The following is a 14,660-nucleotide window of genomic DNA, read 5'->3' as shown; positions in this document are numbered from 1 at the left end:
GATGCCGACCGTCCCGTTCTAGGCTTCCGGTGGAACGCCCGTGCACCATGTGGTTCGGCGGGAACGGGGAAACGCCGACCGGCGCGCCGAGTTGTTCGGCGTCGTCGGGTGCACATCATCGCATTTTTCGAGGGAGGTTATAAGACTGCGCCACCGAATATCAGATTAGATAACTAAGTGGTGGATTTTGACCGACCAGTCGGCGGCTAAGGGAATCACTACGCGAATGCCGTAGTCGTAAGTAGTTCCTAGCCTCGGCAATGCTCTCACCGGAAGCATTCGTAAGCATCAGATTCGAGACTGGTCGCCAATTCCACCAACGCTACAACTGTTGCGTTCTCACGGCCTTACAACCGCGAACGGTCTCCGGTCCCACCAACGCTGCGACCGTTGCGTTCTCACGGCCTTACAACCGCGAACGGTCTCCGGTCCCACCAACGCTGCGACCGTTGCGTTCTCACGGCCTTACAACCGCGAACGGTCTCCGGTCCCACCAACGCTGCGACCGTTGCGTTCTCACGGCCTTACAGCCGTGAGCGGTCTCCGGTCCCAGCGGTCATCGCACTTGCGAGTGCACCCTCGACGACCACTTCGTCGCCGAGCGTCGTGAGTTGAATCTCAGGAATGTTCGACATAACCATGTTGCTCATCTGTTCTCGGATTGGGTCCAACACCAAGTCGGGGTTGTTGAGTGCGACTGCGCCGCCGACGTAGATGATAAGCGGGGCGTACGCGTGAACGATATTGGCGACGCCCATCGCGTTCCAGTGGCCCAGTTGGCTGATGACGTGGTCGGCGAAGTCGTCCTTGCCAGCGTGTTCGAACACGTCCACTGCGGAGAACGTCGGGTTTTCTACCGGCAACGCGGTTTCGACGGGGTCTTCTTCGTGAAGTTCGCGGGCGTATTTCGGGATGTTGTTCCCCGAACAGTAGCCCTCCCAGTGTCCGTCGTGACCACACCCACACGTCATGAAGCCATGGGGGTCGAGCGTCATGTGACCGACTTCACCGGCGTTGCCGTCCCACCCATCGATGATGTGCCCGTCCACACAGACACCCGCACCGATACCGGAGGAGATAGTGAGATACACCATATCGTCGGGGTTCCGGTCCGAGTGGAACCGCTCGCCGATGACGCCGGCGTTGGTGTCGTTGTGGAGGTACACTTCGTCCGTATCGAGGAGCACCGAAATCGGACCGGTCAACGGAATCCGGTCGATGGTGTCCGGGAGGTTCGCCGGGTTCTCGACTGCACCCTCAGCCAAGTCGAGCGGACCAATCGCGCCGATACCGGCGGCAACTGCCTCGCTCGGGTCGATACCCGCTTCGTCACATGCCTCACGGACGACGCCGAGCACTGCCTCGGTAACTGCGATACCTGTCGGCCCGCGTGGAGTTCTATCACGGGACTGCCCGAGGACTGTTCCCTCGTCGTCGGCAACCACCGAACGGACGTTTGTCGCCCCCAGGTCGACGCCCACGTAGTACGCCATTATTCCCATAGGGATGCGCCCTCCACTTAACTAAGCGGGATTTTACACAGATTTACTCGTGAGTTGGTAACAGATTATTAGTTACCTATTCGATAGGATTCGCTGGAGATGTGGGGTAGAATGGCCTATGGACAACCGTGAATCCGGTAACAACGGACGAAGGGATATCGCTACCCGCGAGAGAACATTTAGACGGTGTCTATTTCGTGTCCGCGCGGACGAACGTGACGGGGCACGGAGATTTGAGCATGACTTCCTGTGCGAGACTCCCGAAAACAGCCTTACCGGCTGGTGAGCGCTTTCGACCACCGACGATGAGCCGGTCAGCGTCGACTTCGCCTGCGAGTTCGATGAGTTTCTCACCGTGGTCGCCGACTGGACCGCGAATCTCGTAGCTGACGCCTGCGTCGTCGAATCGACGGACGAGGTCGCGGACGGTCGCGTGTCGCCGCGCGACGTCATCTCCCGAGACTTCCTCGGCAGTAACGTCGAAGTCGAGGTTGTCGAGCGCGTCGTTGTACTCCGCTTTCGTGAAGACGTGACCGATGACGACCGTCGCACCGGTCGGGCCCGCAACGTCGATACTCTCTTCGGCGAGTCTGTCGAGTCGGTCCGCATCGCTCGCGCCAACGGCGAGCAAGATAGTTTCGATAGCCATACCACAGGGTTCGAACCGGCATCACTTAACCGTGCCGGGAGTTTTTACTCAAATTCGAAATAAAAATTCGTCTTGCTACGGTTTGCAGTCGCTCACAGGCGGTGTGTCGAATGGTAGCATCATGTAGTTTCCGCTGGGTAGAGGGCGTCATCCGATAGCTGGCAAACAGGTCCGAATCAGTCATCCCATTCGAATCGGTGGTGTGGCTACTCAGAGAACAGCCTGCAAGAAAACCGAATCGCGCTACAGGTGACTCAGAAGTCAGGTGAGTCGTCTTCGACTGCGCGTTTCATCGAGTTGCGGCGCGACTTCGCATCGCGACCCGTCGCTTCGAGCAGGAAGTCGTTTTTCGCGCTGACGGCTTCGCCAGCGGCTTCGAGGTCCTCAGGAGCCAGATCCGCCGGGTCAGCTTCTTCGAAGTTGACTGCGAGTTTGTCCTTCTTTCCGCTGTACTCGACGGCCCCGGCGACGACGCGCTTGAACACGGGGTTTTCGGGTTCGTCGATGACGTACAGTTCGCTTCCTTTGTACTCTTCAGTTCCCGTAATCGAACCGAAGTAGTCCTCGACGGTCGCTTCCATGTCGGGGATTCGTTCTTCGAGCGTCTCCCCACGACGCATCTTGTACTCCTTCATGGACGCCTTTTCGACAGGGGATGGTTTACCTGTTTCGTGACTCTGCAACGCCTGCGACGGCGTGGCGCGGTCAGGATTCCCGCTCTGCGATGTACCCTTTTTTACACTCGGGGCAGATGTCGCCCGCGCGCATCGATGAGGCTGACGCGCCGCGAGCATGCCCGCAGTTCGGGCAGTAGTACTCGATTGCTTCGTCGGGCGCTTCGCTCGCGACGTTCGTCTCGTCAGCGCGGACGAAGTCGTCTTCGCTTTCGGCGTCGATGTACTGGCCGTTCGACTCGGGTGCTGTGGACCCGTTGCCCTCCGGCGCCAGACCGCCGCCGAAAGAGACGGAGACAGGCTCGCCGTCGTCCGGTTCCGCGTCCCATCCTTCGTCTTCGCCCGGCGGGTCCGGCCACGCGCCGCGCTTGCGGGTCTGTTCAGGTGCTGCGTCGGTCTCGTCCACTTCGGCGTCCGCGTCGATGAACTCTGCGTCGTCGCCCTCAACGGGCGTCTCGGGCATCGGGTCGTCGGTTTCGACCTCGTCGACCTCGTCGGGCCACTGCGTCCGGTCGCGCTGGACCGACTCTTCCTCGTCCTCGCCGAGGATGATGGCGTCGTCGGTGACCGGCGGCGCGTCGACGGCGTCCGCCTCCTCAGCGTCGGGCGTCTCGTCGGCTGTCGGGTGGTCCCCCGTCGACTGTACTTCGGCTTCTGCTTCGGTACCCGCTCCTGCTCCGGTCTCCGTCTCCGGGTCCGGCGCTGTCTCGATATCCGGGCTGTCGGCCTCGTCAGTGCCCGGCATCGGGTTTGCAGGTTCGAATCCCGCTGCCGCTGTTTCGGCTTCACCTTCCGTCATCCCGAGTTCTTCGGGGGTCCGAATAGCGGTCACCTCCTTGTTCTCGCTGATTACCTGTTCTTGTCCGCACCGCGTGCAGACTTGTAGTTCTCGAATCGACACGACCACCTCGTCGCCGCGTTCCTCGCGCTCCCGTTCCGTCTCGGAATCTCCGTAGGAGTGCCCGAGAAGACGGCAAGTAAGTCCCATTACGCGAGGATTCCGGGATTCGGGAACAAAAAGGTACCCCCTGCCTGTCGGACGCCCGTCAGACGGTCGGTACAGGTAAACAGGAGGCGAACGATATGTCGGCTATGAGAGCGAGGCGGGAGTTTCGGAATCGCCGCGACATCGAGGTCGCGGTGCTCGACGCGCTCGTCGACCGCCACGACGAGGGAATGACGGTATTCGAACTCCGGGCTGCCGTCGACGCCGACATCGACACCATCGAAGAGGCGCTGTCGGCGCTCAAAGGAGAGAACCTCATCGTGGTCGAAGAGTCACAAACGCGGGTGCTCATCCACCCGGACGAGCGCGTCGTTCCGGACCCCAGCGAAGACATCGAAGACGATGAGTCGCTGTTCGACCGACTCCGCGGCCGACTCGGACTGTAACACTCTGAGCCGGGTTCGACACCACTCGCGAGACGCCCGCGCGAAACCGGGTGTCTCGACCGCGAGTGGGAGGGTTTTACGCGCTGAAATCAAAACGGGGAGTAATGACACTCGTCGCCGATATTCACGAGGCCCACGGTGCGACGTTCGAGACGCGCGGCGGAGTCGAAGTCGTAAGCAACTACGGTCGTCCCGAGCGGACACATCGCGCCGTCCGCAACGGTGTCGGGGTCATCGAACACGGCTACGGCGTCGTCGTCGTCGAGGGCGAAGACCGAATCGAGTACGTCGACAACGCCGTGACGAACACCGTTCCGGCAGAAGATGGAGAGGGCGTCTACGCGCTTCTGCTCGACCCTGACGGCCGAATCGAGACAGAGTTGTACATCTACAACGCCGGCGAGCGACTGCTGCTCTTTACGCCGCGGGACCGCGCGGAGCCGCTCGTCGAGGAATGGCGCTCGAAGACGTTCCTCCAGCGCGTCCGCATCCGCGACGCCTCCGACGAGTTCGGCGTCTTCGGCGTCCACGGCCCGCAGTCGACCGAGAAAGTCGCGAGCATCCTCTCCGGCGCGGGTGCGCCCGAACCCGAATTGTCCTTCGTCCGCGGCTCTATCGGCGGTGAACTCGGTGTGACTGTCGTCGCCTCCGACAACCCCACCGGTGAGGAGGGCTACGACCTCATCTGCCGGGCACAGGATGCCGAAGACGTGTTCGAGGCGCTGCTGCTCTACGGCAACCCGGCGATTCCTCTCGGCTACCAGACGTGGGACAGTCTCACCGCTGAGGCCGGAACGCCACTTTTCGAGACGGAACTGCGCGGAAACGTGCCGAACGTCGTCGGTCTCCGTCACGCAATCGACTTCGATAAGGGCTGTTTCGTCGGCCAAGAGGTCGTCTCGAAGGTCGAAAACCGCGGCCAGCCCTCGCGCCGTCTCGTCGGCTTCCGCGCCGACGAACGTCCGGAAGCGGGAACTGGTTCGCTCCCGGAGGGTGTGCTCCCAGAAACGGGGGCTGACGTGCTCGCCGACGGCGACTCGGTCGGGACCGTCACTCGTGCCGTCGACGCCCCGGTCGTCGGGTCGACCATCGGGTTCGCGCTCGTCGGTTACGACCTCGACACCGACGAACTCGCAGTCGTCGTCGATGGTGAGCAGGTTCCAGTGACTCGCGCGACGCTGCCGTTTGTCGAGGGGAGCGCCCGCTCGGCGCGGATTCCGGCGTATCTGGAATCGGAGGAATAGGAACCGACGAGGGGAAACGCCCCCGTCTCGTCCTCAGAACAACTTCTTCAGGTGTTCACGCGAGAAGAACGAACTCGGTTTGTCCATGTGAACGCCGATTTCACCCGACAGCCCCCGGAGTCCGACGTGCTGGAGCCACTCGGGGAACGAGTAGCACTTGCGCACGAGGTGGCCGAGTCGAATCTCTCTGGAGAGCGTGTCGCGCCACGCCTCCTCGTAGTCGGCGAGTGTCTCCGGGTCGTCGGGGTCGATGACCGCGGCTGCGTGGTCCGCGGACGTCATCCCATAGAGGATGCCGCCGCCGGTAAAGGGCTTTGTCTGTGCGGCGGCGTCGCCGATGAGGAACGCCCGTCGGGTCGTCGTTCGGTCCGGAGGGCCGATAGGAATTGCGCCGGAACAGAAGTGCTCCGTCTCCACGTCGTAGGTGTTCGTGAGCACGTCGAACATCTCGTTGACTTCCGCACCCGGCGGAGCGGCGAGACCGTACTCGACGCCCGCATCACCGCGCGGGATGCGCCACGCGAAAAAGCGCGGGACCGTGAGGTGAACGTCAACGAAGTCGCCATCGTCCGGTTCGGGGTCGAAGGCGAGGACGCCGTGGAGCGTCTCTGTCGGTTCGGGAAGGTCGAGCGACCGGCGGACCCGAGAGGTCGGGCCGTCACAACCCGCGACCATCTTCGCCTCGAAGGAGACGGTCCCGGCCTCGCCGGCCACGCTGACTGTCAGCCGAACCCGGTCATCGAGTTCGTCGATTGCGGTGACGGTGTAGCCCTCACGAACGTCCGCACCGGCCTCGCGGGCGCAGTCGGCGAGCGTCCGGTCGAGTTCGACGCGGTCGATGACGTTCGAGACTTCGGACTGTTTGTAGAACGGGTAGGCCTTCGAGTTCGGGCCGCCGACGTGGAAGTCGGCCCCGTAGATGCGATTCTGAAAGAGGTGGTCACGCGCCTCGTCGGGGACGTAGTCCCAGATATCGGTGCTAACGTGGCCGGAGCACGCGAGGGGCGTCCCGACCTCGCCTTTCTCCAGTGCGAGCACGTCGTAACCCGCCTCGGCCGCGCGGCGAGCGAACCGCGCACCGGCGGGACCGACGCCGACGACGGCGAAATCGTACATAATCGGGCGTTGGCGCGACGACTCATGAATCTTCTCGCTTCGGACGGCGAACGAACCGACTCGGCAATCGACCACATCTGGCCTACTCGACAACCGCAAGTCCCGACGCAGTCTGTCGCTCCCCCGGCCACGGAATATCGAGTCGGCTCCACGAATCGCCGAAATCGGTCGTTCGGTAGAGGCCGCGGTCGTTCACGGCGTAACACTCGCCCGCGGCCTGTCCGGCAGCCAAGACGGCGCGCGTGACGCCGGTGCCGGTCGGAAGGCCAGTCTCGTCGAGGCGTTCCCACGGCTCGTCGTCGTGGCGGCGGTAGAGGAAGGTCTCAGCAGTCTCGACCGAGTGGGCGCGCATCGCGCTGCTCGCGGCAGTCACGAGGGCCGAATCGGGGTCCCCCGAGTCGACGACGACGCTCCAGCAGTAGCCATGGCCGAGTCCTTCTGTCGGCGTCGTCCACGTTTTCCCGCCATCGTTACTCTCGGCGTAGCCGTCGCCCGCGGCAACCCAGACGTGTCCCGGCTTGTCGGGATGTGTCGTCATCGAGTGAACGTCTCGCTTACTCGACGGCACGCGGTCCTGCCACGTCTCGCCGCCATCAAGCGACCGGACGAGCGCGCCCGCTTCGATTGCAACGAAGAGCCTATCGGGGTCCGTCGGGTCCATTTCGATCCAACGCGCATGGTGGGTGTGTGGCCGCGGCGGGAACGCCCACATTGACGATGATTCGAGGTCCGAGAGTGGAGGAAGTTCAGTCCACGTCTCACCCCCGTCAACCGACCTGAACACAGCCGATGGTTCGCTTCCGGTGTAGACCACGTCGGGGTCGGTGGGGGAGATAGCGAGGCTCGTCACCGACTCCAGAACGGTGTCTTCCCCCACTGAGTGCCACGTATCACCACCGTCTCTCGTCCGGAATAGTCCTGCATCGAAGGTGCCGCAGAAGGCCCGATGCGGTTCTCGTGGGTCGGCGGCGATGCACTCGATACGGTGTTCGTCGAGACGTCGAGTGGTCTGCAGGTCGTCCAGCGAGTTGGTTTGCGGGTTATCTAGGGTCCCGGTGACCGAGAGGACCGCACCATTTGCTGCTGCGTAGAGATGCATGGAGAGGATACGTGTCTGCAGAGTAAAAGGTCGGGGGCGAGGCGACACATCTGTTTACGAACCGGTTCGACCCCGGCTACGACAAGTCGTGGCGTTCGAACACCTCGGCCGCGAGGACCACGAGCACGCACGTCGCAGTGAGAAGGATAGCGACGCCACCCCAATCTACGTCACCGGCGACGAGGAGTTCGCCCGGGTCGATGTAGCGGGTGAGCGAGAGCGACCCGAGGAACTCGTAATCGGTATCGAGCGTCAACGAGTCGAGGAGAAACGACCCGAAGACGACGCCGATGGCGGTCCCTTGCGCCCGGCGAACCCGCTGGAAGAACGCCGAAGCGAGGAGACCGATGGCGACGCACGCGACGAGGTAGAGACCACCGACCCCGTGGACCATGAGGAGTTGGGTGAGGTGAATCTCCTCGTCGATGAGGCCAGCACCGAAGACGACGGCCGCGAAGACGACGAAATCGACGAATGCGACTGCGGGAAGCATCGCGAGGAACTTTCCCACGACGAACCGGGTGCGCGAGACCGGGCGAACGAGGACGAGTTCAGCCGACTGGCGCTCGACCTCGCCCGCGATGAGCGACCCCGCCGCGTAGGCGAAGTAGCTCCCGACGATGAGCAACCAGACGAGTTGGTAGAGTTCGACGACGAGATATCCCTCCAGAGAAGAGAGGTCCGTGACGCTCCCGACGAAGGCCGTCCGAAATTCCTCCGGATACGACTCTAGTAGTTCGGTGAAGTCGATATCCGACTGCCCGAACGACGGAAAGACCGCGATGGTGAGCCCGACCGTCGCGACGAGCAGCGCGCTGACGATGACGATACCGCGTCGCCGCCGCGAGAACTCGAACGATGCGATGTCGAGTTCACGCATCGGGACCCGCTCCAGACTCCTCGGGTGCGGTGTCGCCGCCCGCCTCGCTGTCTTCCTCGGTATCGTAGAAGTGCATGAACACGTCTTCGATGGCCGTCTCGCGGACTTCGAGGTCATCGACGCGGTAGTCGTCGAGGGCGTCTACGAGAGCGTCGTAGTTCCCCGAGATGACGAGTCGGAGCGACCCATCGGGTTCGAGACGGGCGTCGATGGTCTCGTCAAATTCGAAATCCGTGAGGTCGATCGGCTCCGTCGACTGGAGCGTGACAACCTTCCCGCTTCGTTCGAGGAGGTCGTCGATGTGTTCGACGGCGGCGAGTTTCCCCTCCCGAATGATGGCGACCTGATCGCAGACCTGTCGGACTTCGCTGAGAATGTGGGTGGAGAAAAACACCGTCACGCCGCGACTGCGCTCCTCATGGAGGAAGTCGTAGAACTCCTGTTGGACGAGTGGGTCCAACCCGGCGGTCGGTTCGTCCATGATGACCATCCGCGGTTCGTGCATGAACGCCTGCACGATGGCGAGTTTCTGACGATTCCCCCGCGAGTACGCGCGGACCGGGCGGTCGAGTGGGACCGGAAAGCGGTCGAGGAGTTTGTCGCGCCGAGTGTCGCCGGAGAGGCGCGCGAAGTAATCGAGCGTCTTTCGCCCGGAAACCTCGTCGTAGAACTGCGGGTCACTAGGAATGTGACCGACGTGTTCGAGCACGTTGAGGAAGCCCGCCCGGTCGTCAACCGGGGTCCCGAGGATACTCGCGGTTCCGTCGGTCGGTTTGAGCAATCCGAGAAGAAGTCGAATCGTCGTCGATTTTCCCGCGCCGTTGGGACCCAGAAACCCGAACAGTTCGCCCTCGGGAACCGAGAGGCTGAGGTCCTCGACGCCGCGGACATCCCCGTAGAACTTGGTGAGGCCGTCGATGTCGATGGCGGGGACGGACATAGTCCTACGTAGGTCTGCCGCGAACCTATTCCTTGTGCGACGTTCTGCTTCGTGAGAGCGTAGAGTTGCTGTTAATAGCGTCACGAGCGTATTTGACGTGTCTGAACGACGGTTCTATCCCGCCGGTCGGCACAATCATGGTTCGACGCGGACGGCGAGCGAGCGCGGGAGTCCTCGCCATATTCATCGCCCTGTCTGTCCTTGCTGGAGCAACTGGCACCGTCGGGGCCGAAACTCGTGTCGCCGGAAGCCCCGGCCTCTCTATTATCGCACCGGAAAACCGGCTCGCGCCGGGGAGTGAGAATACCATCGACGTGTTCGTCGTGAACTCGGGAACCGTCACGGACGACGGTCCCGAGGAGTACGAAGCACTCGTCCAGACGGCGCGCGCGCTGACGTTCCGTGGCAAGTCGAAGGGACCGATTACCGTCGTGAGTGGCGAGGTCCCGGTCGGGACCGTTCCTGAAGGCGTCTCTGAGCCGGCGTCGCTTCGACTCCGCGTCGCAGAGGAGGCACCGCCCGGAACCTACGAGATTCCGGTCGAGTTCTCCTACGAATACACCTCGTCGGTGACCATCGACGGCGAGACAGTCCAAACCACACACCAGACCAGAAACGTCACGCGGGCCCTTACGGTCGTCGTGGAACGGCGGCCCGCATTCGAGATTCAGGACGTAGACACCGACCTCGCGGTTGGCGACAGCGGAACGGTCACCGTCGAGATAGAGAACGTCGGGCCTGTCGATGCCCACGAGGCCACCGTGACTATCACCTCAGCAGACTCCGAGGTGACCTTCGGGAACGGCGGCACCGCTGCGGAGAGCTACGTTGGTGAGTGGAATTCGGGCGAGACCGAGTTCGTCGAGTTCCGTACCCGCGTCGCCGACGATGCCATCGTGCGGAACTACGCGGTCAACCTCGCCGTGACCTACCGCGACGGAAACGGCCAAGAACGAACCTCGCGGCAACTGGTTGCCGGAGTGCGACCGACCCGCGGTGCCGCTTTCGAACTCGAAGATGTCGACTCTACCGTCGCCGTCGGTGACACCGGAACGCTGACGCTCGAACTCGTGAACGTGGGCGATTCGACCGCGAGAGATACGACAGTCGGCGTCCAGTCGACCGACTCCGAGGTGACCTTCGGTGCTGGCGCGTCCACAGCAGAAGCCTACGTTGGCGCGTGGGAACCGGGAGAAACAAAGCGTGTGAGCTTCAGAACCCGCGTCGCCGACGACGCCCTCGACCGCCCATACTCGCTAGATGTGACTGTGAACTTCCGTAATCCCGGCGGCAACCGGAAGACCGAGTCGCTCGTCGCTGGACTCGACCCCGGTGCTGGTCCGGCATTCGCCGTCACCGTCACCGAGAGCACCCTCAGAGCCGGCGGCGTCGGACGCGTCACCGGGACCATCGAAAATGTGGGTGAAGCGGAAGCGCGTGACGTGGTGCTTCGCCTCGAATCCGAGGGCACGGCACTGACGCCGACCGACCCAGAAGTCGCCGTCGGGACGCTTGAACCGGGCGAATCCACCGAGTTCGAATATGCAATCGGACTTTCCGAGGGGTCGACACCCGGCGTACACCGCCTCCCGTTCGCCGTCGAATACCGGTCGCCGGGCAATGAAATGCGAGCGGTCGACCGGACCGACGTACTCGCGTCGGTGAGCACGCGTGACCCCGCCGTCGCGGTCGAACCGCAAAACGCGACGTTCGAAGTGGACGCTTCCGGACGGCTCGTCCTCGCGGTGACGAACACCGAGGACACGCCGAAAACCGACGTGACGGTTCGCCTCGTTGCGGAAGAGCCGCTCTCCAGCGAGGACGCCGTCGCCTTCATCCCACGACTGGAAGCGGGCGAGACGAGACTCGTCGTCTTCGACCTCGAAGTCAGTGGAGACGCAGTAGCGAAAACGCAGGTCGTCGGCGTAGACGTGAGCTACGAGGACGACGCCGGGCGACAACTCTCGACCGGAACCCAACAGGTCGCCGTCGACGTGGTGGAACCGACAGCGACGTTCCCAATGCTTCCCGCAGGTGTCTCGATACTCGTACTCGCGGGCGTCAGCTACTGGTGGTATCGGCGACGGTGAGTATCAAAACGAGATTCACGAGCGGAATGTGAGCGTGCGGAGTTCAGTCGTCGTTCGGAACCTTCGCGGGCTTGCGGCGGTCGGAGCGTGGCCCTTCTTTGTCCACGTCTGGGAGATAGTCGCGGAGGTACCGGCCGGTGTGGGAATCGGGGTTCCGGGCGACTGCTTCGGGCGTGCCGCTGGCGACGATGGTCCCGCCGCCGTCGCCGCCTTCGGGACCGAGGTCGATGATGTTGTCCGCGTTCTTCACGAGGTCGAGTTCGTGCTCGACCACGAGGACGGTGTTGCCGTTGTCCGCGAGTCGCTGGAGCACGTCGATGAGTTTCCGCTCGTCTTCTTTGTGAAGCCCCGTCGTCGGTTCGTCGAGCAGGTAGAGCGTGTCGCCGGTCTGCTTCTTGCCGAGTTCTTCGGCGAGTTTCACGCGCTGGGCTTCCCCGCCGGAGAGCGTGGTCGACGGCTGGCCGAGTTGCATGTAGCCGAGACCGACGTCGTGGAGCAGTTGGAGGCGACGGCGAATCTGCGAGTTGGCCTCGAAGAAGTCGAGGGCTTCGTCCACTTCCATCTGGAGCACGTCGGCGATGGTCTTGCCCTTGTAGCGAACGTCGAGCGTTTCGGCGTTGTACCGGTCGCCGTGACACTCCTCACAGGGGACGTACACGTCCGAGAGGAAGTTCATCTCGATTTTGACGTTCCCCTGACCCTTACAGGCCTCACAGCGGCCGCCTTTGACGTTGAAGGAGAACCGACCCTTCTCGTAGCCGCGCTGTTTGGAGAGTTTCGTCTGGGCGAACAGTTCGCGGACGTAGTCGAAGACGCCGGTGTAGGTCGCGGGGTTCGACCGCGGAGTGCGCCCGATGGGCGACTGGTCGATGAGTCGCACCGTCTCGATTTGGTCGTACCCCTCGATGGCGTCGTGCTCGCCGGGGTCGACGGAGGTGTTGTCGTTCATCCGGCGGGCGAGACCCTTGTAGAGGATTTCGTGCATCAAGGTGGACTTGCCCGACCCGGAAACGCCGGTGATGGCGGTGAACGTCCCGAGCGGGATGGGCACGTCGAGGTCCTTGAGGTTGTGCTGTCGCGCGCCGCGGACGACGAGTTCACCGTCTCCCTCGCGCCGGGTTTCGGGTACGTCGATGTCTTTGCGGCCCGAGAGATAGTCGGCCGTGATGGAGTTGTCGGCCGCGACGATGTCGTCGAAGTCGCCCTGTGCGACGACTTCGCCGCCGCGCTTGCCCGGGCCGGGACCCATGTCGATGATTTCGTCGGCCCGGCGCATCGTCTCCTCGTCGTGTTCGACGACGATGAGCGTGTTTCCGAGGTCGCGGAGGCCTTCGAGCGTGTTCAGTAGTTTGTCGTTGTCGCGCTGGTGAAGCCCGATAGACGGCTCGTCAAGGACGTAGAGGACGCCGACGAGACCCGACCCGACCTGCGTGGCGAGGCGGATACGCTGTGATTCGCCGCCGGAGAGTGTCGCGGCTTCGCGGTCCAGCGTCAGGTACTCCAGACCGACTTCGGTCATGAAGCCGAGGCGGGCACGAATCTCCTTGAGAATCTCCTGTGCGATGGTGCGTTCGCGCTCCGAGAGGTCGGTTTCGAGGCCTTCGAAGTGTTCGAGTGCGCCCGCGATGGTCATGCGGTTGACTTCGGGAAGCGTCGTCCCGCCGACGCGGACGTGGCGAGACTGCTCTTTGAGGCGCGACCCGTTGCACTCGGGGCAGGTCGTGACGGCCATGAACTCCTCGATGTGGTCGCGCGTCCGCTCGGAGTCCGTCTCGACGTGGCGGCGTTCGAGGTTGCCGACGACGCCCTCGAAGGGGTGTTCTTTGTGTCGAGTGCCGTTTTTCGTCGTCCACTCGAAGACTACGTCTTCGGACGTTCCGAAGAGGAAGGCGTCCTGTATCTCTTCGTCGAGGTCCTCGAACGGCGTGTTCACGCTGACGCCGAAGTGGTCGGCGACGTTGTCGAGTTGTCTTCGATAATAGGTCCGGTTGTAGCTCCACGGTTCGAAGACGTGCTTGAGCGGTTTCGACGGGTCGGTGACGACGAGGTCGGGGTCGACTTCCTTCGCCTTGCCGAGACCCTCACACTCCGGACAGGCCCCGTGGGGGCTGTTGAACGAAAAGGAGCGCGTCTCGATTTCGGAAAATCGGAACGAGGAGTTCGGGTTACCGAGTTCTTCGGAGAACTCCACGACGAGTCGGTCGTCGCCGTCGCCCGCGAGCGACCCCGTCGAGCGCGTGTTGGACGCGAAGGGGAGGTCTTCCGGCGGGTCCGGAACGATGAGTTTGAGGACGCCGTTTGCCTCCTCCAGTGCGGTTTCGACGGAGTCAGCGATGCGGGAGCGCGCGTCGGGCGCGACCTTCACGCGGTCGACGACCACGTCGATGGTATGGTCGTAGTTCTTGTCGAGTTCGGGCGTCTCGAAGGAGAGGTCGAACTCCTCGCCGTCGACTTCGACGCGGGCGTAGCCCTCGGAGACGAGGTCCGAAAAGAGGTCCTTGAACTCGCCTTTCTGGTCACGGACGACCGGCGCGACGATTTTCGCGCGGGTTCCCTCGGGGAGTTCGAGAATCTGGTCGACCATGTCCTGTGCGGACTGCTCGCCGACTTCCTCGCCCGTGATGGGGTCGTACTGTGTGCCGACGCGGGCGTACAGGAGACGGAGATAGTCGTGGAGTTCCGTGACAGTTCCGACGGTCGACCGCGGATTGTTCGCCCCGTTTTTCTGGTCGATGGAGATAGCGGGGGAGAGACCCTCGACGGCCTCAACTTTCGGCTTGTCCATCTGGCCGAGGAAGTTCCGTGCGTACGCCGACAGCGACTCGATGTAGCGGCGTTGTCCCTCCGCGTAAACCGTATCGAACGCGAGGGAGGACTTGCCCGACCCCGACAGGCCGGTAACGACGGTGAACGTCTCGCGAGGGATGCGGACGTCGAGGTCCTTGAGGTTGTGCTCTTCGGCACCACGAACCTCGATGTGGTCCTTGCTCATTCGGACGACTCTAGGGACGAGGGGACCGAATAGGCATCGGTTCGGGCTATCCGAACCGCAAGTTGCGGGCCTCCCACCCGCA

Annotated in this window: 12 protein-coding genes; 3 read left to right on the top strand and 9 right to left on the bottom strand. The window is 63.0% G+C overall.

Translation table 11 applies throughout. From position 1 onward, the window contains the following. Positions 1 to 524: 524 nt before the first annotated feature. From HFX_RS01795 to HFX_RS01780, 4 genes are all read right to left on the bottom strand, one after another. Complete coding sequence (locus HFX_RS01795) at positions 525 to 1,493, bottom strand: ROK family protein (protein WP_004058109.1); 969 nt, start codon at positions 1,491 to 1,493, stop codon at positions 525 to 527. Between the two features lie 199 nt (positions 1,494 to 1,692). Then, complete coding sequence (locus HFX_RS01790) at positions 1,693 to 2,151, bottom strand: universal stress protein (RefSeq protein ID WP_004058110.1); 459 nt, start codon at positions 2,149 to 2,151, stop codon at positions 1,693 to 1,695. 254 nt (positions 2,152 to 2,405) lie between these two features. Further along, positions 2,406 to 2,786: a DUF5611 family protein gene (locus HFX_RS01785; RefSeq protein WP_004058112.1), complete on the bottom strand. Its 381-nt coding sequence runs from the start codon at positions 2,784 to 2,786 to the stop codon at positions 2,406 to 2,408. 70 nt (positions 2,787 to 2,856) lie between these two features. After that, a complete protein-coding gene (locus tag HFX_RS01780) occupies positions 2,857 to 3,813 on the bottom strand; it encodes a DUF7093 family protein (RefSeq protein WP_004058113.1) in 957 nt (318 codons plus the stop codon). Positions 3,814 to 3,917: 104 nt separating this feature from the next. Here HFX_RS01780 and HFX_RS01775 point away from each other — a divergent pair, with 104 nt between their 5' ends. Further along, positions 3,918 to 4,217 (top strand): DUF6432 family protein, encoded by a 300-nt coding sequence (locus tag HFX_RS01775; protein WP_049917444.1) that lies wholly within the window; start codon positions 3,918 to 3,920, stop codon positions 4,215 to 4,217. 104 nt (positions 4,218 to 4,321) lie between these two features. Then, positions 4,322 to 5,461: a CAF17-like 4Fe-4S cluster assembly/insertion protein YgfZ gene (gene ygfZ / locus HFX_RS01770; protein WP_004058115.1), complete on the top strand. Its 1,140-nt coding sequence runs from the start codon at positions 4,322 to 4,324 to the stop codon at positions 5,459 to 5,461. Positions 5,462 to 5,494: 33 nt separating this feature from the next. Here ygfZ and HFX_RS01765 read toward each other — a convergent pair whose 3' ends face one another. The 4 genes from HFX_RS01765 to HFX_RS01750 form a co-directional block, all read right to left on the bottom strand. Beyond that, positions 5,495 to 6,577: a geranylgeranyl reductase family protein gene (locus tag HFX_RS01765; RefSeq protein ID WP_004058116.1), complete on the bottom strand. Its 1,083-nt coding sequence runs from the start codon at positions 6,575 to 6,577 to the stop codon at positions 5,495 to 5,497. A gap of 82 nt (positions 6,578 to 6,659) precedes the next feature. After that, a complete protein-coding gene (locus tag HFX_RS01760) occupies positions 6,660 to 7,676 on the bottom strand; it encodes a WD40/YVTN/BNR-like repeat-containing protein (RefSeq protein ID WP_004058118.1) in 1,017 nt (338 codons plus the stop codon). A 76-nt stretch (positions 7,677 to 7,752) separates the two neighbouring features. After that, positions 7,753 to 8,556, bottom strand: coding sequence for an ABC transporter permease subunit (locus HFX_RS01755; RefSeq protein ID WP_004058120.1), 804 nt, complete (start codon positions 8,554 to 8,556; stop codon positions 7,753 to 7,755). Further along, positions 8,549 to 9,496, bottom strand: coding sequence for an ABC transporter ATP-binding protein (locus tag HFX_RS01750; protein WP_004058122.1), 948 nt, complete (start codon positions 9,494 to 9,496; stop codon positions 8,549 to 8,551). The genes HFX_RS01755 and HFX_RS01750 overlap by 8 nt, the downstream gene beginning before the upstream one ends. A 137-nt stretch (positions 9,497 to 9,633) precedes the next feature. Between HFX_RS01750 and HFX_RS01745 the strand changes: the two genes are divergently transcribed. After that, the gene (locus tag HFX_RS01745) at positions 9,634 to 11,586 is read left to right on the top strand and encodes a COG1361 S-layer family protein (protein ID WP_004058125.1); all 1,953 of its coding nucleotides are present in this window, start codon (positions 9,634 to 9,636) and stop codon (positions 11,584 to 11,586) included. Between the two features lie 43 nt (positions 11,587 to 11,629). Here the strand turns inward: HFX_RS01745 and uvrA are convergent, their stop codons facing one another. Then, the gene (uvrA, locus tag HFX_RS01740) at positions 11,630 to 14,578 is read right to left on the bottom strand and encodes an excinuclease ABC subunit UvrA (RefSeq protein ID WP_004058126.1); all 2,949 of its coding nucleotides are present in this window, start codon (positions 14,576 to 14,578) and stop codon (positions 11,630 to 11,632) included. Positions 14,579 to 14,660 lie beyond the last annotated feature (82 nt).

Origin of the sequence: Haloferax mediterranei ATCC 33500, from assembly GCF_000306765.2 — an archaeon.
Lineage (GTDB): Archaea > Halobacteriota > Halobacteria > Halobacteriales > Haloferacaceae > Haloferax > Haloferax mediterranei.
The sequence above is the reverse complement of the archived record's forward strand: the minus strand, read 5'-3'. Positions and strand labels throughout refer to the sequence as shown.